The sequence below is a fragment of the Longicatena caecimuris genome, assembly GCF_004341945.1.
GTDB lineage: Bacteria > Bacillota_I > Bacilli_A > Erysipelotrichales > Erysipelotrichaceae > Longicatena > Longicatena caecimuris.
Genome location: NZ_SMBP01000001.1, coordinates 51950 through 78271, shown reverse-complemented (window position 1 = coordinate 78271; position 26322 = coordinate 51950). Strand labels below are relative to the sequence as shown.

At 37.7% G+C, this 26322-nt stretch carries 20 protein-coding genes; 8 read left to right on the top strand and 12 right to left on the bottom strand.

Annotated features, from left to right (window positions below; translation table 11 throughout):
* Positions 1–115 precede the first annotated feature (115 nt).
* Both EDD61_RS00350 and EDD61_RS00345 read left to right on the top strand, forming a co-directional pair.
* The gene (locus tag EDD61_RS00350) at positions 116–952 is read left to right on the top strand and encodes a GGDEF domain-containing protein (RefSeq protein WP_008688351.1); all 837 of its coding nucleotides are present in this window, start codon (positions 116–118) and stop codon (positions 950–952) included.
* Between the two features lie 146 nt (positions 953–1098).
* Entirely contained in the window at positions 1099–1623 is a 525-nt protein-coding gene (locus tag EDD61_RS00345) for an NUDIX hydrolase (protein WP_008688349.1), read from the top strand.
* A gap of 124 nt (positions 1624–1747) precedes the next feature.
* Here the strand turns inward: EDD61_RS00345 and EDD61_RS00340 are convergent, their stop codons facing one another.
* The 5 genes from EDD61_RS00340 to parE all read right to left on the bottom strand — a co-directional run bounded on the left by EDD61_RS00340 (position 1748) and on the right by parE (position 10802).
* Positions 1748–2116 carry a DUF2500 domain-containing protein gene (locus EDD61_RS00340; RefSeq protein WP_132223186.1) on the bottom strand — a complete coding sequence of 123 codons (369 nt, stop codon included), beginning with the start codon at positions 2114–2116 and terminating at the stop codon, positions 1748–1750.
* A gap of 21 nt (positions 2117–2137) precedes the next feature.
* Positions 2138–4306 (bottom strand): DNA topoisomerase III, encoded by a 2169-nt coding sequence (locus EDD61_RS00335; protein ID WP_132223183.1) that lies wholly within the window; start codon positions 4304–4306, stop codon positions 2138–2140.
* Entirely contained in the window at positions 4303–6102 is a 1800-nt protein-coding gene (locus EDD61_RS00330) for a MutS-related protein (RefSeq protein WP_132223180.1), read from the bottom strand. Before EDD61_RS00330 ends, EDD61_RS00335 begins: the two co-directional genes overlap by 4 nt.
* 273 nt (positions 6103–6375) lie before the next feature.
* Positions 6376–8871, bottom strand: a complete 2496-nt coding sequence (parC, locus tag EDD61_RS00325; RefSeq protein ID WP_132223177.1) for a DNA topoisomerase IV subunit A — start codon at positions 8869–8871, stop codon at positions 6376–6378.
* The gene (gene parE, locus EDD61_RS00320) at positions 8868–10802 is read right to left on the bottom strand and encodes a DNA topoisomerase IV subunit B (protein ID WP_008978424.1); all 1935 of its coding nucleotides are present in this window, start codon (positions 10800–10802) and stop codon (positions 8868–8870) included. Before parE ends, parC begins: the two co-directional genes overlap by 4 nt.
* A gap of 215 nt (positions 10803–11017) precedes the next feature.
* On the opposite strand from parE, the gene plsY reads away from it, so the two are divergent.
* Positions 11018–11629 (top strand): glycerol-3-phosphate 1-O-acyltransferase PlsY, encoded by a 612-nt coding sequence (gene plsY, locus EDD61_RS00315; protein WP_132223174.1) that lies wholly within the window; start codon positions 11018–11020, stop codon positions 11627–11629.
* Positions 11630–11799: 170 nt separating this feature from the next.
* Here plsY and EDD61_RS00310 read toward each other — a convergent pair whose 3' ends face one another.
* Together EDD61_RS00310 and EDD61_RS00305 are read right to left on the bottom strand one after the other, a co-directional pair.
* Positions 11800–12666 (bottom strand): DUF4299 family protein, encoded by an 867-nt coding sequence (locus EDD61_RS00310; RefSeq protein WP_132223171.1) that lies wholly within the window; start codon positions 12664–12666, stop codon positions 11800–11802.
* A 70-nt stretch (positions 12667–12736) separates the two neighbouring features.
* Positions 12737–14290 (bottom strand): ABC-F family ATP-binding cassette domain-containing protein, encoded by a 1554-nt coding sequence (locus EDD61_RS00305; RefSeq protein ID WP_008688338.1) that lies wholly within the window; start codon positions 14288–14290, stop codon positions 12737–12739.
* 223 nt (positions 14291–14513) lie between these two features.
* Between EDD61_RS00305 and EDD61_RS00300 the strand changes: the two genes are divergently transcribed.
* Positions 14514–16880 carry an HAD-IC family P-type ATPase gene (locus EDD61_RS00300; protein ID WP_008978427.1) on the top strand — a complete coding sequence of 789 codons (2367 nt, stop codon included), beginning with the start codon at positions 14514–14516 and terminating at the stop codon, positions 16878–16880.
* A 132-nt stretch (positions 16881–17012) separates the two neighbouring features.
* Here EDD61_RS00300 and EDD61_RS00295 read toward each other — a convergent pair whose 3' ends face one another.
* Genes EDD61_RS00295 through EDD61_RS00285 form a run of 3 tightly spaced genes read right to left on the bottom strand, consistent with a single transcriptional unit; the run spans position 17013 to position 20299 of the window.
* Positions 17013–18218, bottom strand: coding sequence for an ABC transporter permease (locus EDD61_RS00295; protein WP_132223168.1), 1206 nt, complete (start codon positions 18216–18218; stop codon positions 17013–17015).
* The gene (locus EDD61_RS00290) at positions 18219–19355 is read right to left on the bottom strand and encodes an ABC transporter permease (protein WP_008688332.1); all 1137 of its coding nucleotides are present in this window, start codon (positions 19353–19355) and stop codon (positions 18219–18221) included.
* Positions 19356–19366: 11 nt separating this feature from the next.
* Positions 19367–20299 carry an ABC transporter ATP-binding protein gene (locus EDD61_RS00285; RefSeq protein ID WP_008688329.1) on the bottom strand — a complete coding sequence of 311 codons (933 nt, stop codon included), beginning with the start codon at positions 20297–20299 and terminating at the stop codon, positions 19367–19369.
* A 151-nt stretch (positions 20300–20450) separates the two neighbouring features.
* On the opposite strand from EDD61_RS00285, the gene EDD61_RS00280 reads away from it, so the two are divergent.
* Both EDD61_RS00280 and EDD61_RS00275 read left to right on the top strand, forming a co-directional pair.
* Positions 20451–21548: a sensor histidine kinase gene (locus EDD61_RS00280; RefSeq protein ID WP_132223165.1), complete on the top strand. Its 1098-nt coding sequence runs from the start codon at positions 20451–20453 to the stop codon at positions 21546–21548.
* Positions 21529–22146: a response regulator transcription factor gene (locus EDD61_RS00275; RefSeq protein WP_008688326.1), complete on the top strand. Its 618-nt coding sequence runs from the start codon at positions 21529–21531 to the stop codon at positions 22144–22146. The genes EDD61_RS00280 and EDD61_RS00275 overlap by 20 nt, the downstream gene beginning before the upstream one ends.
* Positions 22147–22168: 22 nt before the next feature.
* Here EDD61_RS00275 and EDD61_RS00270 read toward each other — a convergent pair whose 3' ends face one another.
* Entirely contained in the window at positions 22169–23776 is a 1608-nt protein-coding gene (locus EDD61_RS00270; RefSeq protein ID WP_132223162.1) for a gamma-glutamyltransferase family protein, read from the bottom strand.
* A gap of 206 nt (positions 23777–23982) precedes the next feature.
* Here EDD61_RS00270 and EDD61_RS00265 point away from each other — a divergent pair, with 206 nt between their 5' ends.
* Together EDD61_RS00265 and EDD61_RS00260 are read left to right on the top strand one after the other, a co-directional pair.
* A complete protein-coding gene (locus EDD61_RS00265) occupies positions 23983–24537 on the top strand; it encodes a chromate transporter (protein ID WP_132223159.1) in 555 nt (184 codons plus the stop codon).
* Positions 24534–25103 (top strand): chromate transporter, encoded by a 570-nt coding sequence (locus EDD61_RS00260; RefSeq protein ID WP_132223156.1) that lies wholly within the window; start codon positions 24534–24536, stop codon positions 25101–25103. The genes EDD61_RS00265 and EDD61_RS00260 overlap by 4 nt, the downstream gene beginning before the upstream one ends.
* Before the next feature lie 53 nt (positions 25104–25156).
* On the opposite strand, the gene EDD61_RS00255 is transcribed toward EDD61_RS00260, so the two are convergent.
* Positions 25157–26272, bottom strand: coding sequence for an alkaline phosphatase family protein (locus tag EDD61_RS00255; protein ID WP_132223153.1), 1116 nt, complete (start codon positions 26270–26272; stop codon positions 25157–25159).
* Between the last annotated feature and the right edge of the window lie 50 nt (positions 26273–26322).

Genomic DNA, 26322 nt, shown 5'->3' with positions numbered 1-26322 from the left:
TTTTTTATAAAACGGTAAAAAAACTATGACACCATATAAAGAAAATGCTATAATATTACAAAGTGGTATGCTCATAATTTCTTTATGATGTATCGTATATAAAAATGGTGATTATATGACAATGGATGAAGCAAGAGCTTTAGTGACTCAATTAAATTTAGTATTTGACATCGTACGTTTTGTCGATGTGCGCATGATGCAGGAATATACCTTTGCTGAAGATGGGCAATTTATAGGCCATCCATACCATTGTTACAATGTCTGGAAGAAGAAACGTCGCTGTGAAAATTGTATTTCAGCGAAAGCTTTTATCCATCGTGGACGTATGACAAAATTTGAATTTATTGATAATGAAGTGTATCATGTAATAGCTATGTATACGGAAATTGATAAGATAGCCTATGTGTTAGAAATGGTTACGCTTATAACGGATGAGGCTTTGTTCTCTGCGTATGGAAACAATGAATTTGTAGAAACCATTAATCGTTATAACCGTAAACTGTATACGGATCCTTTAACTGGTGTATACAATCGACGCTATTATGAAGAACAGTTAAGTGGGCTATCGAAAGAGTTTTCCATAGCCATGCTAGATGTTGATGATTTTAAAAATATTAACGATACGTATGGACATAAAGCCGGTGACGATTCCCTATGCAATATTGTGACGACCATATCCTCCCTATTAGTAGAAGATGACTCTTTGATACGATATGGTGGAGATGAATTTTTGATTTTGTTTCAACATATGAATAAAACAGGATTCATTCAAAAGTTAGAAAGTATTCGCAAGGCAGTAGAAAATATTCGTCTACAAGATTATCCTAGCATTAAGTTATCGGTTAGCATTGGTGGAATATCCGCAATACAAGAGGCAATGGATGCCATAGAGGCTGCCGATATTCAGCTTTATAAAGCGAAACATAGTAAAAATTGTGTCCAGGTGGATTAAATAAGGAAATGCTTTGGTTTCCTTTTTTGCTATTTCTTATGGGTTTCTTTGTGAAGAAAAGGTATAATGTAGTTGAGAAAAGATAAGAAAGCAACTTTTTACATATTATAATAGTCTCACATTCGTGTGAGAGATTGGAGAAAATCATGCAAAAAAAACGATCTTCGAAAACCCTTTATGAAGGTACTATCTTTACCGTTACAAAAGATGAAGTAGAAATAAAAGGATGTGTCTATGAACGCGACATCATCCATCATCATGGTGGTGTTGGTGTTTTAGCCATCAAAGAGGATAAGATCCTTTTTGTAAAACAATATCGTTACGCAATTGGTAAACACACCTTAGAAGTACCTGCTGGTAAATTAGAAAAAGGTGAAGATCCTTATACTTGTGGCTTGCGGGAATTGGAAGAAGAAAGCGGGCTTACTAGCCCTTTATTGCATCAACTATGTACCTTGTATTCTACTCCTGGATTTTGTAATGAAAAAATATATCTGTATTGGACAGATCAGTTAACACAGGTGGAAAATCCCGCACCTATGGATGAAGATGAAGATATTGAAGTTTTATGGATACCAATAAAAGAAGCTTTGGATATGGTTGAAACCGGAGAGATTGAAGATGGAAAAACCATTGTTGCTGTACAATTTGCCGCTATACATTTTTCCTAACTATACTAAGTTTCAAAAAAAGCATCCTTATAGCTAAAAAAGAAGATTGCATACTATTATAAACATAGTTGTGCAATCTTCTTTTTGGATATTTGAAAGAGGCAAGTGATTACGCTCACCTTCATCAAACATTACGCTGAAAACTTAAGAAGCGCGTACCCTGAAATTGTAATTCACCTTGATCTTTTTCCGCAAGTTGTCCATACAATTTACCAGACACGCGAAATTCTCTACGCTCGCCATTTTCTAATTCAAAAGTGACGTAGTAAGTTGTTGTACTTGATGAAACATTATCACCATTGCCATAATGATCTACATCTATGCGTTTTGTGACAATACATGCTCGATGCGATTCTTGTTCTGCATGATTATTACGCTGCCATTGTGCAATACCACGAACAATTGCCACCACAAAAATACCAATGACAATAACAAATATAATCCCGATGATGGCAGGTACGATATCAAATACTGGATCTTCCACTTCAAACATATGCTATTCCTCCTATCCAATCTATTTTTTTAATGCCGCTTCCCAAGCTAATTGAAACGCACTTTTTTCTTGTTTCACTGCCTGTTCCTGTTTACGCATATACGCTTTCAGCTCCTGCTTCCCTGCTTTATTGTTTTTTTGTTTCAACTGTTCATTAAAACGATCAAATTTCTCACGGAAACCACAAGTACACGTATATAAGCGTTTTTCTTTTTCTCCGACTACCGTCAATTTCTTATGACAGTTAGGACAACGGGCATTGCTGTTTAAGGTAAGATTTTGTTTATACTTGCATGCAGGATTGCTGCAAACCAAGCGTTTTCCACGCTTCCCATTTACTTCCAACAAATAATTGCCACATTCCGGACACTTTTTCTGTGTCATATTATCGTGGCGATAACTGGCTTCGCTTTGTTTCACCGCTTCTACCAAACTTGCCGCATAGCTTCTCATCTCTTTCATGAACTGCTGTGGCTTTAATTGCTGTTGACTGATCTTTGTCAGCTTATCCTCCCATTGTGCCGTTAACAAAGGCGAACGCAATTGTTCTGGAACAAGGTTGATCAATTGGATACCCTTGCTTAAAGGATAAATGGTATTCCCTCTTTTTTCAATATAATTTACATGAAAGAGCTTTTCAATGATATCCGCACGAGTAGCTACCGTACCGATACCATTGGCATCTTCTAACACTTGTTTCCATTTTGCATTGTGAATAAATTTTGCAGGATGTTCCATTGCTGACAGCAAACTTGCTTCAGTATAACGAAGCGGTGGTTTTGTAAATGATTTCTGTTTGATGACTTGGCGTATCGCATAGTTCTGCCCTTGTTTTACGATTGGCAGACTTTGTATTTCTTCTTCCTCTTCCTCATCGAAAACATCATTACGCTGATATAAACTGCGCCAGCCTGCCTGCTTCATGATCTTCCCGCTCGCAAAGAAATGATGTTTATTGCAAGATCCTTCAATGCGTGTCTTTTCATATAGGCACACATCGGATAAAACCGCTAAAAAGCGGCGAATAACCAAATCATAGATACAACGTTCATCATGACTCAAACGCTGCAGCTCAACATATTCTTCTGTTGGAATGATGGCATGATGATCACTCACCTTGCTATCATCCACAATACGCTTGTTTACCTTGATTCCCTTTTTTAAGATCATATGCGCAAATGGCTCATAGGCATCAATGGCAATCGCTTGCAAACGCTCTTTTAATGTAGGAACGATATCTGCGGATAAATAACGAGAATCACTCCGTGGATAGGTTAATACTTTATGCGTTTCATATAAGCTTTGCATGAGATTTAACGTATATTTTGCACTAAAACCAAAACGTTTATTAGCATCACGTTGCAATTCCGTCAGATCATAAAGCTGTGGCGGCAATTCCTTCTTGCTGCTGCATTCTACTTTATCAATGGTGATATTCCCATGGGCTAAGGAATGTTGCAATTGCTCGGCCAATGCCAAATCAAATAAGGCCGCCTGCCCTTGCTTTCGATATTCCATGACAAAGCCATCCAGTTCTACTTTGATGGTTGCAAATTCCTTCGGCTGAAAGTGGCGAATTTCTTCTTCACGCGCAACAATCATCGCTAGTGTTGGTGTCTGGACACGTCCGGCAGACAGCTGTGCATTGTATTTGCAGGTCAATGCTCTGGTAACATTTAACCCAACCAGCCAATCAGCCTCTGCCCGACATACCGCACTTTTATATAAGGGCTCAAATTCCTTTGCAGGACGCAGATGGGCAAAACCTTCTTTGATTGCTTTATCCGTCTGCGAAGATATCCATAAACGTTGCATCGGCTTATGACAATTGGCCTTATCTATGATCCAACGAGCAACCAATTCGCCTTCTCTACCCGCATCAGTCGCAATGATGATCTGTGTCACATCCTTACGTTGCAACAATGTCTTCACCAATCGGTATTGACGAGCCGTTTGTGAAATAACCTTAAGTTTCATCTTCTCCGGTAACATTGGCAGATCTTGCATATCCCAAGTTTCATAACGTTTATCATATTCACTAGGATCTGCTAACTCCACCAGATGCCCAAAAGCCCAGGTGACCACATATTGTTTATTTTCCATATAGCCATCTTTGGCCATCGTACAACCTAAGACACGCCCCAATTCTTTACCAACCGATGGTTTTTCTGCTAATACCAGTGTTTTCATTGCTCATCCTCCCAAAAGCCTGCCAGCTTCATTAATTGCTTTGCATTTGTTGTCTGACAGCGTCCTTGTTTCAAAGTATAATCAAAACAGATACGATCCTTTTCATAATACTCTGAGAAATGATAATTCTTTGCCTGTATTTGATTATTGTTTTCTAAGTCACATAATTCAAAATCATGTGTAGACACCATGGTGATGATCCAAGGCTGATGCAATCGTTTGATCGCTTGAATAGCACACTGAATACGATCTGCGCTATTGGTGCCTTTAAAGATTTCATCAATTAACACCAGCATAGGCTCTTTTGTCTTGCTGGCATCCATCATTTCCTTAATGCGCAAGATTTCTGCATAAAAGGTCGAAATCCCTTCACTAACATCATCTTGTACTCGCATACTTGTATATACATGTACGATAGCAGAGCTACAAGTTTTTGCACATACCATAGCCCCGGCATGTAATAAGATCATGTTCATCCCAATCGTTCGTAAAAACGTCGTCTTTCCTGACATATTACTACCCGTAATTACATAAGAACCATCTTTCGCAGCAAAGTTATTTTTGACTGCTTCCTGCTCTTGTAATAACGGATGGTGCATGCCCTCCATAGTAAAGGATGGCTGTTCTTGTACAAGCAGTGTAGGAAATGTCACCGTATCTTTGGCATAAGACAATTGCGCAAGGGATACCAGCATTTCCATCTGACCAATCGCTTTTAGCCATGTTTCTACATGAATGCCATATTTCTGCCGCCAGTTGTGATAAGCTCTGGCACAGTGAAAATCTAACAAGAAACAACCGTTCAATAAAATATTCATAATAAAATTATTACGTGCCTGGACAAACCCTAATAAGATATTCAGGTGGTTCATGCCTTGCTTGGCATCTTGTAAACGTTGCTGCAATTCTAAAAGATACGCACTATGAAAGCTTGTTTCCTGCATTCTTTTGATCATACGTTCATAATCCTTCATCAGCTCTTGCATCTTTCCAACTGTTGCCAGTTGTTCGCCATGCGATAGCGTAGCCAAAAGTGATACACATAACGATAGTGTAAAACCAACACTAAACAGTAGATAACTTTTACCTAAAAAAGCCATTCCGATCAATCCTAATAAAGTGATACAAGGCAAACCATAAGATAACAAATGAGCTAAGAGCGATTGTGGTTTGCTTGCTTTTTGTAAATCCGCGTAAAATTTATCTAACAGGCGTTTTTTTCGTTTTCGCCCATGCTTTTCAAATAACTTTAACAACTGAACCATTTCCATTGTGAATGCTTCCTGTTGCACGCACTCCTTCACCGCTTCTTGGCGTTTTAAAATCGTTTCTTTAGCAACGAATTGCCAGCTGAATGCAGCAGCTAAAGCAGCTCTGCCTTCTTCGGTTTTCGCAACGCTAAGATACTGAAATAAGCTAGCCTTGCCAAAGATATCTAAATCGTATGCCTGTGTGGTTTTTTCAGTAAGAAAATCACTGCCCTCATCCAAGAAGTTTTTCCAATCATTCCCTTTTCGTTTTACGATATCTTCATATGCTTCCTTTAGCAGCTGCGTATCTTCCATCGTGCTTTTTATTTCCGTATGTTTATAAACAGTTAGAAAAAACATACATAAAACAAGGCCACAGCCTCCATACCATAGCCATCCTGTATCTTGATACCCCTTATAAAAGCAGAATACAAACAATGCTACTTCCAGCAATCTTATAATCGAAAATTGATGCGATTGCTGTTGCATCCGTGTGAATTGTTCTGTTAATTGTTTTATTTTTGTTTGAATATATGCGGCGTCCATGATAAAACTCCTCTCTCATAGGTATCATTATACCATATTCACCCTGTGATGATGGTATGGAATTGCCTATTCTGCAAAATTAAAAGTTCTTTGTGAATTGCAGGGATCATTAGAAATACGATGTATCTTTGGATATCACAGGTTTCTTTAAGATTCATTATTTCATTATCACTATCGTAATTTTCACGCAAAAAAATAGAACTCCGGTGTTATCCCTTTGAGTTCTATTTTTGCTAATCTTCGTATTTACATATCCAATCGTTTTTTTATGCTTTATTCAAACAGTGATAAAGCTTCAAAATCTTCTTCTTCCACTTCTTCCTGTTTAGGTAGTTCACGAAGTTCTACTTTAGGAAGTTCTTTTAACAAATAGAAATCCGTAATTCCCTTTAACATAGCAGAGAACGTTGCATCCTTTGCCATAAGTGGAATGTCCTTTGAAACCACCTTATGGATCTCACTATTTGCAATCACAATTTCATCATTTAAGTCATGTAGACTGATATAAGCAATGTGATATGGTTTGGATTTTACTTTTTTACATAGCATACTGCCTTTGGTAGGTCGCCCTGTTACATCGATATCTGTCAGCTTCATACGTTTGCATGCACAATCATCACTAAAGACAACCAGCTGGCGATTATCATTGTTATAAATCAGGGCACTCGCAATTTCATCCTCAACCAAATTCATCGCTTTTACACCCTTTGAACGTGGTGAAGTTGCCGGTATCAAAGAGATTGGATAGCGTGTGATATAACCTTTTTTGGAAGCAATCAAAATCTCATCTTCTTCATATGCTACATATGTCTGTACGACTTCATCATCTTCCAACAGCTTCATATTGCTCATGGTTTTATTGTTGCGTGATACCTCATATTCACAAATTGCGGTTTTCTTGACCAAGCCATGGCGGGTAATGGAAAGCATATACGCATTTGTTTTAAAATCTTTGACAATGAAAGCATCTGTTATTTTTTCATCCGATGTTATTTTAATCTTTGAATTGATATGCGAACCAATTTCTTTCCATTTCGCATCATCAACTTCATAGACCGGCACATATCCATATGTACCCTTTGAGGTAAAGAAGAGGATGTTATCTAACGTATTCACTTCTCCATAACCAATCAAATGATCGCCTTCCTTAATGCCCGTCATTGCATCATTTGCTGCACCATAACTGCGCATTGACACGCGTTTCACATAACCATCGCGAGAAATTGTGAACATGACTTGTTCTTGAGGAATCATAGCAACCTTATCAATGACGATTTCCTCGATTTCATGTTCGATTTTTGTTAAACGTGGCGTAGGGAAAGCTTTTTTCACTTCTTTTAATTCCGCAACCATCACTTTCTTTAATTTTTTCGGATCTTCCAGAATTTCGTGCAGTTCTTTAATTTCCGCTTGCAAATTAGCAAATTCTTCACGCAACTGCGTGATATCGGTATTTGATAAGCGATAAAGGCGCATTGTGACAATTGCTTCCGCTTGTGGTTCACTAAAACCAAATGCTTCAATGATCTTTACTTTGGAATCTGCTTTATCTTTACTAGAGCGAATCAAGGCGATAATTTCATCTAAAATAGATACTGCTTTGATTAAGCCCTCTAAGATATGACAGCGTTTTTCTTTTTTATCCAGATCAAAGGCACTGCGCCGTAAAATAACTTCACGGCGATGGGCAATAAAAGCATCTAGCATCGCTGCCAAGCCCATTTGAACCGGACGTTTATCCTTTATGGCAATCACATTATAGTTATACGATACCTGAAGGTCGGTATTCTTATATAAATAATTCAAAATAAGCTGGGCATCGGCATCCTTTTTCAAATCAATGACGACTCGTAATCCATTACGATCACTTTCATCACGAACATCTAAGATACCATCAATTTTTTTATTCAATCGAATGTCATCAATCTTTTTCACCATGTTGCTTTTGACAACTTCATAAGGAATTTCATGCACAACAATCTGCTGTACCGTCTTTGTTTGCTCTATTGATACCTTACTGCGCACCATGATACGTCCTTTACCACTTGTAAAGGCATCTTTGATACCATCTAATCCCTGCACGATACCTCCGGTAGGAAAATCAGGGCCTTGTACAAATTCCATCAAATCATCCAATGTGCAATCTGGATGCTGAATGCGATATATGCTGGCATCAATACACTCTCCTAAGTTATGAGGTGGAATATTGGTCGCATAACCGGCTGCGATACCAGTAATCCCATTTACTAAAAGGTTGGGATAGCGAGCAGGCAATACGGTAGGTTCCATTGCTGTATCATCAAAATTAGGAGCCCAGCTAACAGTATCCTTATCAATATCTTGCAGCAGATATTCACTGATCTTACCTAAACGCGCTTCGGTATAACGCATAGCCGCTGCCGGATCATCATCAATAGATCCATTGTTCCCCTGCATATCAATCTGGGGTGTACGTATTTTCCAATCTTGTGACATGCGCACCATCGCATCATATACCGAAGAATCCCCATGAGGATGGTAATTACCAATAACCAAACCAACGGTCTTCGCACTTTTTCGATAGGCCTTATCCCATGTATTGCCGTCCACAAACATAGCATAAAGAATCCTGCGTTGTACAGGTTTTAAGCCATCACGTGCATCTGGCAGAGCACGTTCCTGAATAATATATTTTGAATAGCGACCAAAGCGATCCCCCATAATTTCTTCTAAAGGAGATGTCAGAACATTCGCATGATCAACAGCTTCTTCTACTGTTTTTTTCTTCATCGGTTATGCACCTCCACTTGATAATCATCTTCCAGGGTAAAGGAAACATTTTCCTCAATCCAGTCACGGCGTAGATTTGCTTTATCTCCCATTAATACGGAAACGCGCTTTTCAGCTACGACCGCATCTTCAATGCTTACCTGAATCAGCGTTCTAGTTTCCGGACACATGGTCGTATCCCAAAGCTGATCGGCATTCATCTCACCAAGACCTTTGTAACGCTGTAATGTATAGCCTTTGGGAAAGTTCTTACGCAGCTGATCTAATTCTTCATCTGTCCATGCATAACGCATTTCTTTTCCCTTTTGTAATTTGTATAAAGGTGGCATGGCAATGTATACCATTCCTTTTTCAATCAATTCACGCATATAGCGATAAAAGAAGGTCAGTAACAAAATTTGAATATGTGCACCATCATCATCGGCATCGGTCATGATGATAACTTTATGATAATTGGAATCTTCCGCATGGAAATTTGCCCCCACACCGGCACCTAAGGCATGAATGATCGTATTTAACTCTTCATTCTTTTCAATATTGGTAATACTTGCTTTTTCTGTATTTAATACCTTACCTCGTAAAGGTAAGATTGCCTGATATTTGGAATCTCTTCCCTGCTTCGCACTGCCTCCGGCAGAATCACCTTCGACCAGATATAATTCCTTTTTGCGAGCATCCTTGGATTGTGCGCTGGCCAATTTACCGGAAAGGATCTTTTCACTCTTCCCTTTGGATTTTCCCTTACGGGCATCCTCACGTGCCTTACGAGCAGCTTCACGTGCTGTGCTGGCACGCTGCATTTTTTTGATCAAGGTTGTTGCTAGTTCTTTATTTTCTTCTAAGAAAAAGTTTAATTTCTCACTGACAATGGAATCTACCGCATTTTTCGCCTCCGGTGTTCCTAATTTACCTTTGGTCTGTCCCTCAAACTGCAACAGATTTTCCGGTATGCCTAAAGATAAAATAATCGTTAATCCCTCACGAACATCGCTGCCTTCAAAATTCTTTTCTTTTTCTTTTAATAAGCCATTTCTTCTTGCATAATCGTTGAATACTTTTGTAAAGGCATTTCGTGCCCCAGTTTCATGGGTACCGCCATCCTTCGTACGCACGATATTAACAAAAGAAAAGATATTTTCCTGATATTCATCCGTATATTGAAATGCACAATCTACCTTAATCCCATTCACCTCTCCGCTAAAGGCAACTGGTTTATGGAAGGTTTGTTTATCTTCATGTAAATATTCCATGAAAGCGACCAGACCTTCTTCATAATGATAGACTTCTTCACGTTCTTTTCCTTCACGTTCATCTCTCACCACTAAACGTAGACCTTCTAAAAGGAACGCATCTTCTTGTGCACGTTCGGCAATCTGTGAAAAAGAGAAACGCGTTGTCGAGAAAATTTTCTTATCTGGCATAAAACGTGTTTTACTGCCAGTTTTATTCGTTTTCCCAATTACTTCTAGCTTTCCGATTTTCTTGCCGCCATCTTCAAAACGCATCTGATAGATCTTGCCATCACGATAAACACTGACTTCCATCCAAGAACATAATGCATTTACTACACTGGCACCTACACCATGTAAACCACCACTTGTCTTATAGCCACCCTGTGAGCTAAATTTACCACCGGCGTGCAAGACAGTATGGATGACCTGTAAGGTAGGTACTCCGCTCACATGCATATCTACCGGCATACCGCGACCTTCATCTTCCACACAGATCACACCATCTTTTTCAATCGTTATCTTTATAGTTTCTCCAAAGCCGTTTAATGCTTCATCAATGGAGTTATCGACAATTTCCCAAACCAAATGATGCAAGCCTCTACCATCCGTAGAGCCTATGTACATACCGGGACGTTTCCGTACGGCATCAAGTCCATCCAGAATCTGTATGCTGCTTCCATCATATGTCTTCTCTGCCATACAATCACCTCTTCCTCTCTTATTTCTTAAATTTACCTTGTTTAGTTTATCAAATTCTCATACTGAACGCAAACAAAACTCATGGTATTTACTAAACAACATTCTAATTATATACGAATTTTTTAAAAAGTGTCGTTTAATTTTCGGCTTTTTCTTTTCTCATAACGTAAATGATGATAAAATAAACGCATATAGAAAGTTATTGAGGTGACATTATGAATATGTATTGGATCTTATATATTTTATTAGGATATTTGCTTGGTTCCCTGCCATTTGCTTTGATTATTGGGAAACTCTTTTATAAAACAGATGTAAGAAACTATGGTAGTGGGAATTTAGGTGGTACCAATGCAGGACGTGTACTTGGTAAAAAAGCAGGCATCTCTGTCATTGCTTGCGATGTCCTAAAAGTTGTCGTTGCGGTTGGCATTGTATCATACTTCGATCGCGAAGCTAGTATTTGGGCCGGTTTTGCTGCTGCATTTGGACATTGTTATCCTATTTTTGCAGGATTTCGTGGTGGCAAGGCAGTGGCAACCATGTTTGGCTTTTTATTAAGCACTTCTATCTTTACCTTTCAAAGTGCTTGGTATGTCATCATTCCTTTTCTCTTTTTCCTTGTTGTTTTATATCTAAGTAAAATGGTATCGTTGTCTAGCATGGTGGCTGCACTTATCAGTAGTCTTTACATTACATATAGGCAATTTGATAGTAGTATTGAAATTATCATTGCCAGCTGGTTATTGACGATTTTGGTGATTTATCGTCATCGCTCTAATATTAAAAAAATAGCCAACGGAACAGAAAATAAGATATCATGGTTGTAAAACGAGCCTTTTCACGGTTTCGTTTTTTTTAATAACTTTCTCATAAAACCTCATACCTTTTACTTTTTCCCATGAGATAGTACAAGAAAATGATGTTGAGCATTCCGAAACTTTTAAGTCAAAAAAGTGATATTTGTACAAACTTCTCAAATACCACTTTTTAAATGTAACTATCTTTTCATAGCAATACCATAGGCATCAATAAGGGATTGCATTTCTTCAGCTGATTTGCCATACAACACTCTCGTCTTGGCATCATAGCGTTCCTGTTCTTCTAATTGAAGTACTTTAACAGCTGTTTCATAAGGAAGCTGTCCCATAAAACGTTCTTCTTCATAATGATACATGGATAAATACCATTCATGTACTTCTAATTCCTCATTGGTTTCTGCATCACGCATATGAAAGGGAACAATCGGTTCTAAAGGAAGAATGGAATCTACATCGTTTGTTAATGTATAAACACCCAAATAGCCGCCATCTGTTTTCTGATAAATATGTGGTCTAGCATAATATAAATCTCTGCTTTGGCGATGATGCAGAAAAGCAGCAAAATTGATTTGCATCTCTTCCAAATCTTGTTCATCATAATATATTGGATGTAAGGCGCTAAAGAAACAGCCATCCGTATGCTTAGCTAAAAAATCACGCAGGCACTCATTGGAAAAAATCTTAATATTTTCTCTCATATCAGCAAGATCACTAATTTTCTGTTCAACACCATCCTGCTCATATTTTTTTAATTTCCAAAGCTTTGCAATACGCGCAATGATATCATAAAACATATCCACTTCTTCGCGCGAAGTAGGTAGCAACAGACTTAATCTTAGGCAAGCGCTATCCTTTTCATCCCAAACAAGAGAAATACCTCTGGCAATATGCTTTGGATCATATAAGATCATATCATTTGATATTTTATCAGGAACTAATATCCAACTTTCCGAAGTACCATAAGCAAACTGTCCATTCGTAATATCTGATAATGAAATTGCCTTTTTGAAAAATCCTTTTTGTTTCAAACATACATCAACACTCATGTTATCCCTCTTTCATATATTTTCATGCTTCCATCTAAAGCTGCATCATCAAATAAGTCACTTCCATGATCTATAATATTTTCGTTGTCCAATCTTCCAAATTCCAAACTTCATCTACCAGATCTTCGTAAAAATCTGGATCATGAGAAACTAATAAAACACTTTGATGATATTCCTTTAACGCACGTTTTAATTCTTCCTTTGCATCAACATCCAAATGATTGGTCGGCTCATCAAGTACCAAAACATTACAAGGACGATTCATCAATATACACAGACGTACCTTTGCTTGTTCACCACCGCTTAACACACACATACCAGATTCGATATGATCTGTCGTTAAACCACATTTAGCTAAAGCAGCACGTACTTCTCCATTTGTATATGCCGGATATTCTTGCCAAAAATAGTCCAATGCACTGATACCTGTAGCGACTTCTTCCTGCTCAAAAAAGCCAATTTCCGCAAATGGATCTACTTCTACATTCCCTGATACTGGCGGTAGTAACCCTAATAAAGTTTTTAACAATGTCGTTTTGCCTAATCCATTGACTCCCTTGATTGCGATTTTTTTATTACGTTCAAAGTTTAGATGCAACGGACGACATAATGGTTCCCCATAACCGATAACCAACGCATTTGTTTCAAAAACGATTCGTCCAGTGGTACGTGATGGTTGAAAACCAAATACCGGTTTTACCTTTTCTTTTGGCTTTGTGATAATATCCATCTTATCTAATTTCTTCTGGCGCGAATGTGCCATATTTCTAGTTGCTACTCTGGCTTTATTGCGTGCAATGAAATCTTCAAGATCTTCAATTTCTTTTTGCTGCTTGCGATAAGCAGCTTCTAATTGCCGTTTTTTTAAGGCATGTTGTTCAAGGAAATAGTCATAATCCCCCACATATCGTGTTAAAACGCAATTTTCGACATGATAGATAATATTGACAACCTGATTCAAGAATGGTATATCATGAGAAACTAAAATAAAGGCATTTTCATAATTGCAAAGAAAATTGGTTAACCATTGTATGTGATTTTCATCCAAATAATTGGTTGGTTCATCTAAAATTAGAATCATCGGATTTTCTAGCAATAATTTGCATAATAAGACTTTAGAACGTTGACCACCAGATAACATGGATACATCTTTTTCTAAGCCGATATCCATTAACCCCAGACCTTGAGCAACCTCATTAATCTTCGTATCTATCATATAAAAACCGCTATGTTCTAAAATATCCTGTAGTTCACCGACTTCTTGCATATATGCTTCCATTTCTGTATCGCTGCAATCGCTCATTTTTTCATACAGGTTCATCATTTCCTGCTCTAAATCAAACAAATGTGCAAAGGCATCCTGTAAAACATTCTGTATGCTCTTCCCTTTTGTTAAAACCGTATGTTGATCCAAATAGCCTACGGTAATACGATTGCACCATTCTACTGTTCCCTCTTCAGGAACTAGCTTGCCTGTTAAGATATTCAAAAAGGTTGATTTTCCTTCGCCATTTGCCCCAATTAATCCAACATGTTCTCCATTCAACAAACGAAATGATACATCCTCTAAAATTTGTCGCCCGCCAAAGCTATGAGATACATGGGATACATTCACAATACTCATACCATTCCTCCATTATTCATTACTTTCTATAACATCTTTTGCTTGATTAGTATAGCATGCTTTTCCCCTTCCCAACAAGTCTTAAAAGCATGTACAAACTGATATGAATGGTCTTATTTTGCTATTCTTTAGATTTCTTAATGAAAAGTTCGGGTAAAATTACGAAAGCGTAAGAGTATTTTAAAAAGAAGTTTGTTATAATAATGATAAGCGAGGTGATTGCATGACAGAAGTAAAGCATGCAGAAGAAACCGTCGATTTACAACATGGTCTTTCTCATGAGCAAGTTGCTAAACGTGTTGCAGCAGGGTATGTAAATGTACAAAATGATCGTATCACTAAAAGTTATCAGGAAATCTTTAAGGATAACCTGTTTACCCTCTTCAATCTCATCAATGCGATACTTGCCGGAATGATCATTTTCATCGGTTCTTATAAAAATTTGTTATTTCTCGGTGTAGTTCTCTCTAATTTAGTCATTGGGATTCTACAAGAAATTCGTGCCAAGCGTGTTTTGGATAAACTTTCTTTAATCACACAACCGTATATTCGTGTTTTACGTGATGGTGAATTGAAGGAATTGCATATGGACGATCTGGTGCTTGATGATATTACCTATTTACATACTGGATCACAAGTGTGTGCGGATGCTATCATTCGTGAAGGCAAATTAGAGGTAAATGAATCCTTAGTGACCGGAGAATCAGATATTATCCTTAAGAATGTTGGAGATTCCTTATATTCAGGAAGCTTTGTCGTTAGTGGAAATGCAAAGGTACAAATACACCATGTAGGCAAAGACAATTATGCGCAAACCATCATGGCAGATGCTAAGACATTTAAAAAGCATAAATCGCAGCTTCGTGATTCAATTAACTTTATCATCAAAACGATTGGTATCGCCATTATCCCCATCGGTATATTATTGTTTAGCAAACAATTGTTTATCACAAAAACTCCGTTTGCAGATGCCGTTGTTTCTACTGTGGCAGCATTATTAGGAATGATTCCAGAAGGTTTAGTACTTTTGACAAGTGTTGCCCTAGCTGTTGGCTCTATAAATCTAGCAAAACGTAAGACCTTAGTACAAGAATTGTATTGCATAGAAACACTGGCTCGCGTTGATACCTTATGTTTAGACAAAACTGGCACCATTACAGAGGGTAACATGCGCGTAGAATCTATCATTCCCTATGCGAAGCATCCCTATGCTGCGGAAGATATTTTAGCAAATATGATGGAAGTTTTAGACGATGACAATTCAACTGCTATGGCAATTCGCAAATATATCAAAGGGAAAAGTAACACCTTTACATGTATTGAAAAATTATCTTTTTCCAGTGCACGTAAGCTGAGTGCTGTCACATTTAAAGAAAATGGCACATATGTGTTAGGTGCCTATGAATTTGTCAATGGAAACCAAAACGCTGCATTACAAAAAGAAATAGCCGAACAGGCAAGTTTAGGTAATCGTGTCTTAGTGTTGGCACATAGTGATGTTGCCATTGAAGAAGAACGTATTGATAAAAATAATACGATTATAGCACTGCTTATCTTGAGTGATCCGATTCGTGAAGAAGCACCAAAAACTTTGGATTATTTTCTTTCACAAGGTGTTGATGTAAAGATTATCAGCGGTGATGATCCGCGCACTGTTCACGAAATTGCTCATAAGGCACATTTAAAAAACTATGATAAATATATTGATGTATCTACCTTGTCGGATGAGGAGATATTTGATGCGGTAAAAACATACACGGTTTTTGGACGCGTTAGTCCGATGCAGAAAAAGCTGATGATCAAAGCTTTAAAAGAGCAAGGACATGTTACTGCCATGATTGGTGATGGTGTGAATGATGTTATGGCGTTAAAAGAAGCTGACTGTAGCATTTCCGTAGCACAAGGTAGTGAGGCAGCAAAAAACATAGCCAACCTTGTTCTGCTTGATAATAATTTTGCTAATATGCCCGTGATCGTTGATGAAGGAAGACGTGTCATTAACAATATACAACGTGCAGCATCCTTATTTCTAGTAAAAACGACCTTTTCAACCATCCTCAGTATTCTGACACTGTTCTTTATCCAACGTTATCCATTTGAACCAATTCAACTGACCTTAATTTCTTCTTTGACGATTGGGATCCCTTCTTTCTTCTTAGCTTTAGAAGCCAATCATGCCAAAGTGAAAGGTAACTTTTTATTGAATGTCTTAGGACGCGCATTGCCAGGAGCTTTATGTGTTGTCTTAAGTATCATTTATGTTAATATCCTATCTTTACTCATGCCGCTTACACCAGATGAGATGTCAACGATGTGTGTGTTGTTAACGGGAGCAAATGGCATTATCGTATTATATCGTGTCTGTATTCCATTTACACGAAAACGTTTTATCATCTTTACCTCAATGTCCATCTTCTTTATCCTTGGCATTGTCTTCTTCCCTAGCCTATTCTCCTTGGTTCGCTTAGACTATCTGCCATTCCTTTGTACAATCGGCGGTATTGCCGCAATCCCATTTGTTATGGATTTCTTCTTTCGCTTCTCCCATTACTTCAAATTAAAACAACGCATCATCAATATAGGTAAATAAACTGAAAGGTTTCTTGTTTTTACTCTTGATTTCAAATACTTCTCATCGCTCTTCTTTATCTAGATTCTTAAATAATATGATTTACGATGAATGGAAAACAGCCGTGTCTTGTTACAACGGCTGTTTTCTCATTTATGCTTTATTATTATCAACAAACTCATCTTGTGATCGATGTTTACGCATGATGACAAGACCAATTAGGAAGAAAGTAACAGCAAATAATGATAAGACACCATATGTCTGCCACACTTTCGTCCATGTCCCTGTATCCACCTGCATTTGCGAAGTTAAAGCATCATTTAAGTTCACATACCAATACGAAGGTAATAGCTTCGCAAACGTGAGAATGCCACTAGGAATCAAATGCTGGGGCACAAAAGCTCCTCCTAGGAAACTGAACCCTAACGATACAACATTGCTAATGCCATTCATCACATCTTCCACATAGCGCACGGTACATGTGAGCGCTGAAAACATAAATGCTAATGTTACCGTCATAATAGCAAATAGTAATGAGTTCAGTAACAATAACATACCACTAGTATTCATCATGACATCTCCATTAAAGATAAAGATAACAACGATCATGATAAGCCATATTATAATACCAAACAAAATATTCGATAACACTAAAAAGGAATTCATATGCAAACTGGAAGTAGGTGATACACTGTTTCGTTTCAAGATTTCTGAACGATATACACTATGCATGGTTAAACCAACAACCATTAATATGATAGCCAATAACACATAAGACATATAATTAAAGTACATGCCTCTTGTGACCACATTCATATTTATGCGTTCACCACTCGATAGTTGCATTTTACTTTTGACTTTTAAATCTGCATCTGCGCGTTGTTTTATTTGTGTTAAGGTTTCATTCGGAAACTGTGCTTGATATGTGTACACCCGTTGCAAATAAGCATTCATCTGTTGTTTTAACATCATTCCCTGCGCACTGTCAGGCCGTTGTGCAACATCTAGCAAATTCTCTTTCCCTTTGCGAAAAGCATGACCAAATCCCTTGGGCACCTGCACAACCGTATCTACCTCATCATAAAACAAAGCATCTTGTATTTCAGAAGTGCTGCTGCCTACCTGCTTTATTTCTGTCTTCTCATGCAGATACTCCTTTAGTAGGGCACTTTCAGCAGATTGATCATGATCAATGAAGGCAATGTTCGTTTTCACACTCTCATAAGCGTCTGGCATACTATTATTCGTTTGCATATAGGCTGTAAACAAACCAAAAACAACCGTAAAGATAACCAGATACGTCAAAATGCTTGTTTTTTTATCATAAACGATTTTGAAGTATAATTTCACGATATTCATTTACTGCACCCCCAAACTCTGATAGCGTGTTTTACGCAAAGAACGATAACAGATGAGATAACATAACAGAGAGAATATCAATAAAGAAAACAGATTCAGATAATAGCGTTCACCTACTCCATAATAATATAACGAATATAAGGCATCCGTAACCATGTTAACAGGATTAATATATGCCAAGATAGGAGCATGTACCTGAACCAGATATTTCATCTGAACCATCATCATACCTGCCAGAAAACTTCCCAACATAGTAATAGAGGTCAAAACACCGGTTTTGGTTCCTATATCTTTTTGAGGTAATAAAATTCCAATTAACAGTCCTAAACCATTGCCGGCAAGAACACCCATAAAGATGGCCAAGACAACAAAACCTAATTGGTTACCAAAATCCACTTGTAAGATCGTATACATATAGAAGAAAACGATGCTTAGAATGGTCATTTGAAAGACAATGTTTAAAAAGAGATCAATAAACAAATTTAATCCTTTATGTGTTGGTGCTATTGCTATACGAGCAGCCGTAGTGCTTTGATTTGCCTGCAAGGAATACATGGAATTAATTGCCCAATAGCCTCCAAATAATGCATTCATCGCTAATAAAGTATAAAAGAAGATACAGGATAGATTCGTATTTTCCTCATTGTTTGTTTTGATAAAATCATGCGTATTGGTAAACGTCTGCATAAGTTGTTCTGGGGTACTGCCGGCTGCTAACAGCTGCATGGCCATATGTTCATTTTGGGTATATTCATCAAAGAAATTTTGTGTCATCGTCTGTTTGATTCCGGTTTCTTTAACTAAGATGGTTGTTTCATCACCAATCGTGATCATCGCGTCTACATCGCCCTTTTGCAGTAATTGTTTTCCTTTTTTTGTTGAGACTTCCTGCACCTTAAACATTGGTGTATCTTCCATTCGTAAGGATTTGAGTGTCTTTTGCAAGGTGGTATTCTTTTGATAAGCAGTATTATCAATCATCGCAATGGAAATTGTTTCAAATGTTGTTAGGTCATATGCATGACGCAACACCGCTCCAAATAGCGTTGTCAAGATAAGTGGAAAAAGCAATGTCCAAAACATCAAAGGCCGATTCATGAACATACACTTTGCCCGGTATTTTAAGATATGCAACATAAGCTTCCCTCCTAATCACGCAACTGTTTGCCTGTGATTTCCAGGAAAACATCATTTAGCGTTGGTGTTTGCGAATAAACTTTTCCATAGCTGATATCCTCTTGAGCAAAATAATCCATCAGATTCAGCATATTCCGCTTACCCTCCATAAATTTCACCTGCAGTGTATGAGAATGATAAGAAACATCGTATACATTTGCTATACCCTTTATCTCTTCTATCTGTCTTAGCGATATGGTCACCTGTTCCACTTCTACTTTTTCTTTCAACATGATATTCGCCTTTAATTCTTCCTTACTGCCACTGGCAATCATTTTGCCTTTATCCATAATGATGATACGATTACATAGTTCTTCTACCTCTTCCATATAATGAGAAGTATAAACGATTGTCGCTCCTTCGTTGTTTAAGCGGCGTATTCCTTCTAAGATAGCATTACGACTTTGAGGATCTACGGCTACGGTCGGCTCATCCATAAAGATCAGCTTTGGCTTATGTGCAATACCACAAGCAATATTCAAACGCCGTAATAATCCTCCACTTAATTTTCCTGGTTTAAACTTACGATATTCATCTAACGCCACAAAAGCAATCGCTTCATCAACTAATTTTTTGCGTTTTGCTTTATCACGTATATATAGTCCACAGAAATAATCAACATTATCCTGGACATTTAATTCATGAAAAACTGCTACATTTTGCGGAATGATACCAATATCTTTTTTACTATCATAAGCATCCGGTGTCATTTCTTTATCAAAAATTTTAATCTCACCTTTATCAAAACTCAACAAAGATAGCATGCAGTTAATAGCTGTTGTCTTACCACTGCCATTTGGGCCTAATAACCCTAAAATTTCACCTTCTTCTACTTGCATATTAAAATGATCTAACGCAATAACATCCTTATAACGTTTTACTAGGTTTCTTACTTCTATGATCATATGTGATTCCTCCCTTTGCATAGCTACAGTATACGAAAGTTTCATGCGCAAAAACAGTGTATATCTTCACAACCGCATATGACAGATGTCATATTTTCATTTGTAACTAATAAAAAAGCATGCTAAAATCATAGTATATCGGAGGATCATCATGAATATCTTATTAAACGATCTATTGCTACTCTTTATATCTGTTTTATTTCTCATATTTGAAGAGATTGATGTTTCTACAACCACAGCACTTCTTTGTGCTATCATTTTAGCGGCAACCTCTTATTTATATTCAGATAAAAGATGGACATCTTTATTACGTTTATGCTATTTGATTTTAACTGTATGGAATAGAGCTTTTTTTTATACGCTCCCACTTTTATTTTATAATGCTCCGCTATGGAAACAAAAAGAATTAAACATTCCATGCGTATCGCTCTATTTGTTACCCATGATCTTTCATTTGAATTTTCATTATCTTGGATTTGATTTATTATGGTTATTAGCCATGCTATTTTCTTTGTTATTAAAACAACAAACACTTTCGCAGCAGCAATTGGAACAGGATTATAAAAAACAGCGTGATACATCACGTGAACTAGCGATGATCTTAAGTGAGAAAAACAAAAATTTGTTAATTCAACAAGAACAAGAAGTACGCATTGCCACCTTAAATGAGCGCAATCGCATTGCTCGTGAAATACATGACAATGTGGGGCATCTTCTCAGCAGTGCCTTGTTACAAATTGGCGCTATCCAAGCCATCTTTACGCAAGAAGAGTTGCAAGAACCATTAACAAATCTTCGCTCAACCATATCTACCGGCATGGACAGTATACGAAGCAGCGTTCATAATCTCCATGATGATGCATTGGATCTTCAAGCGGCACTACAAACACTGATACAAAATTTCACCTTTTGTAAGGGAAACTTCGTATATGATGTAACACATTCCATGTCACAAGAAATGATTTATCATATCTTAGCTATCGTAAAAGAATGTATGAACAATACCATGAAACATTCCAACGCAACTGTCTTTACCGTTACTCTTCGAGAACAACCTACGTTTTATCAGCTTATCTTAACCGACAATGGGACTTCTATCAAAAAACAAGATACGGGGATTGGTTTAAAAAACATCCGCGAACGCGTGGAAACCATGCATGGCTTTTTAAACATTCAAACAGAACAAGGATTTTGTCTTTTTATTACTTTGCCAAAGGAGGAAATAACGCATGAGAATATTAATTGTTGATGATGATGCACTGGTATGCAGTTCATTAAAAACTATTTTAGAAGCTAAAAACATACAAGTAGATGCTATTGGGAATAGCGGTGAGGAAGCAATAGCGTTATACCGACAATATCAAAGCGATGTATTGTTAATGGATATCCGAATGGAAAAGATGAATGGCGTAGAAGCTAGTGAAGCTATTTTAAAAGAATTCCCACAAGCGCGTATTTTATTTCTGACGACCTTTAGTGATGATGAATATATCGTAAAAGCTTTAAAGCTAGGTGTGAAAGGCTATATTCTGAAACAAAATTTTGATAGCATCGTATCTGCTTTAGAAGCCGTTTATGCTAACCAAAACGTCTTTAATACTGAAATTATTGAAAAATTACCTGATTTACTAAATAATAGAGATACAGCAAAAGAGCAATATGATCTAAATGATCGTGAGCAACAGTTTATTTCTTTAGTAGCTAATGGATTGAATAATAAAGAAATTGCTGAGACCTTGTTTCTTAGTGAAGGTACGGTGCGTAATTATTTAAGTAACCTTTTAGATAAATTAGGATTGCGTGATCGTACACAACTGGCTATTTTCTTCTATCAGCATCTAAAATAAAAAAGTATCGTACGATACTTTTTTAATAGCAGGCAATATTGCTATCAGTACGTGATTCACAGCCACCGACATACACACCATTCTCCATGCGCATAATCATTTGTCCACGTCCAAAACTTGACACCTCTTCTTCCACACAAATTTGGTGTCCACGTTTGCGCAGAGCGTCAATGATCGTAGCATCAAAGCTTTTTTCAACCCGGAAAGTTTTATCCTTGATCCATTGCCAACGAGGCGCATCCAATGCCATTTGTGGATTTAAATGAAAATCAATCAGATTCATTGCTACTTGTACATGTCCTTGCGGCTGCATATAGCCCCCCATAACGCCAAATGGACCTAAGGCTTTTCCATTTCGTGTAATAAAGCCGGGAATAATCGTATGATAACTTCGTTTTTGTGGCCGCAATACATTGACATCGGTTTCACATAAAGAAAAATCAGCGCCACGATTTTGTAAAGCGATACCAGTATCTTTGACAACGATTCCACTGCCAAAGCCCATGTAATTGGATTGGATGAAAGACACCATATTCCCCTCACAATCAGCCGTACATAAATAGACAGTACCACTTTTATAAGGCATAGCTACTTGCGGCATTAACGCCTGCTCCTGTATCTGACTTGCCCTCATCTTACCAAATGATGCATCAATCATTCTTAAGACATCGGGATGTGCAGCCACAGGATCACTGATCGTCGCCATGCCATCGGCAAATGCCATTTTCATTGCTTCAAATTGATGATGGAACATTTTCTCATCACGTTTTTCAAAATGAAATTCTTTTAACGTATTCAGTGCATGTAAGGCTACGATACCTTGACCGTTTGGTGGTAATTCCCATATATCATGATCATGATAATGTACATGCAACGGTTCTTGCCAAAGAACCTCATGTGCTGCTAAATCTTCATATCGTAAAAAACCATGATGTTTTTTGCTGTCAGCATCGATCGCTTTTGCTAATTCTCCTTCATAGAAGGCTTTCCCTTTTGAATCGGCAATCATTTGCAGACTTCTCGCATGATGTTTTAACACCATGATGGATCCAGGCTCTAGTGATACTCCTTCTTTATGAAAAGTGGCAAACCATTCTTGAAAAGCATCTTCATTTCTATGACTTTTGAATCGTTCACATGCCTGTTTCCACATGCGAGAAATTTCTGGCGTTAAGGGGAACCCATCTCTTGCATAACGAATAGCTGGTTCTAATACTTCTTTAAATGGTAAAACGCCAAAACGCTCATGCAATTCTGTCCAGGCTTTGACTGCCCCAGGTACGGTTACTGGTGTCCATCCATCCGTAGGCATGCGTGAAATATTTCCATGCAGATCTTTCACTTTTTCAATGGTGATTCCTTGTGGTGAGCGGCCGGAAGAATTTAAACCATACATTTTATTTTTAAACCATACGATAGCAAAGGCATCTGAGCCTAATCCATTCGCTGTTGGTTCTACGACTGTTAATGCAGCCGCTGTCGCAATAGCTGCATCTATTGCATTCCCGCCTCTACGCAACATTTCTAAGCCAGCAGCACTTGCTAAATTGTGACCTGTACAAACCATCCCATTCTTCGCTATTACCGGATAGCGATTGGATGCATACACCTGATGATGTACATCAAACATAAAACTTCAACCCCTTTTCTTCTTCATCATTATAGCAGTTTTCTTCAACGTGTCGTAGTGATTTTTACGTTTTTCATTCATGATTTCTGCTCCTTGCGTTAACCTTTCGTATTTTATTTCAATTTCGTATTTTCTTATGCAGAATGAGTTGTCAAATGAGCTTTGATTTCGTATAATGAAATTCGTATGAATTTGAGGTGAACGATATGAAAGAATATTGGGAGTTGTTTTACTCCTTTGCTAAAATTGGGGCCTTTACGTTTGGAGGTGGCTATGCAATGCTACCGCTTATTCAACGTGAAGTTGTTGAAAAAAAGCATTGGGCTACAGAAGAAGAGATTATGGATTATTATGCCGTAGGACAATGTACACCCGGCATCATTGCCGTAAATACCGCTACCTTTATCGGCTATTACAAAAAAGGCATTATCGGCGGTATCTTTGCAACTTTGGGTGTGATATTCCCTTCGATTGTAATCATCTTATTAATTGCTTCGCTGTTGCAGAACTTTTCCGATTTAGCAATTGTACAGCATGCACTTGGAGGTATTCGTGTTGCTGTTTGTGTATTGGTTTTAAATGCCGTTATCAAATTGTTTAAGTCCGGAGTTAAAGATTTCACAAGTACTTTGATTTTTTGTCTGGCTTTATTACTAGCATTTTTGCAGTTGATACCAACTATTGTAATCATCATTACAGCTGCTTGTCTCGGTATTGGCATTCAGCTATATAAAGCCAAAAAGGAGGTAAAATCCTCATGAGTGTTTATCTTGCGTTGTTAATTGAGTTTTTCAAAACCGGTCTATTCGCTGTAGGCGGAGGCCTGGCAACGGTTCCTTTTCTATTTGAACTCATAGGCAAATATCATTGGTTTACCAGCGAAATGCTTGCAAATATGATTGCTGTATCTGAAGCAACACCTGGTGCAATGGGCGTCAATATGGCAACCTATGTTGGATATCATGTAACTGACAGCATACTTGGTGGTATTTTAACTACGCTTGCTTTAGTAGCACCTAGTATTATCATTATTTGTATCATTGCACACTTTTTAAAGAAATTTAAAGATAGTGCTATCATTCAACATGCATTTTATGGTTTACGACCGGCAGTCACTGCCATGATTGCATCTGCCGGCTTAGGAATCTTTATGACAACCATGTTTAAAAATGAGGAATTTCATTTCCAAACGTTCCTAGACACAATTCAATATGTACCACTTATCATGTTCCTTGTGGTATTGTGCTTGTCCCGTAAATTCCCTAAGCTTCATCCCATTGCCTTGCTTTGCGGATGTGCCTTAGCTGGTATCGTTTTACAACTATAAATTACAAACAGCTGCCTAAAGACGCCGTGTCCTAATGCAGCTGTTTTTCTATGCTATTTCTTTGCTTCATCTTCCTTTTGAAAACAAATAATCGGAATCATTCTTTCCTCTTTTGTATAACCAGCATGACTTCCCTTTACCGCATAGCTATCATCATAAATCAGTTGTTCATCACCGATTGCGATAGCAAGATAATCACCTATAAAAGACGTAAAGAGCGGATGGTTGTTTCCTTCGCCAAAGATATGGTCCTGTAGCACTTCTGCTTTGCTAAGTAATATAAAGCTATTTCCATACTTTTCCTGAAAGTGTTCTTTAAACATCTGATGCTTGCCATCTTGAATAGAAAAGCTGAGAGCTCTTCCTTCTAATGACGGTAATCGTCGTAAACATCTCATCAATTGCTCGTCTTGAACCATACAACGACATGTAACGTCTATCTGTCCATGATCAGCGATAATCAAAAGAGCACTTTTAGCGGATAATGATGGGAAATAGTGTGCCATGAGCTCATCATAGTTTTCTAGCATCGCTTTGCTTTCGGCTGCATGTACCCCATAGTGATGCATGCAATCGTCAAATTCATCCCAATACGCATAGACACACGAAGCACGCTGTGATTGACTCTCTTTGACGATACGCTGACACATCTCCTTGAAACTGTGTACTCCTCCTTTGCGAAAAGCCGGATAGATTTCTGTTGCCCAAATCTCATTTGCTAAGCAGTCTTGCACAAGCGAATTCACCGCTACATGCTCATATGTATAATGAGGCTGCCAATAAGGCTTTTTCTGATAATAAGAACGATTCAAAAACATGACCAAATGCTCATCAATTTCTTCAAAATACTGTTGCCAACCAAGCCATCCATGTTCACATGGGTATTTTCCACTTAAAAAAGAAGTTGTCGCCGCCGCAGTTGTCGGTGGAAACACAGTTTCTACATATCGTTTACAATGTTGTTTAAGAAAACCTTTTGCTTTAGCAAGTTGCTCTATCTGATACTTTCCTAAGCCATCGATCAATAATACAATGATTTGCTCGGGTTTTCTTTCCTGTAACCATTGATCTAATTGCTCATCGCTTTTATGAAACAGCGGCAAATGATAATAGGCACGTAGCGAATTTGCTATATGTACAAGATTATCCTTCTTCCAATCCATTTTCATTGCATCACCTCATAGTGTTTTTTAATTTATTTATACATTATATCACACTT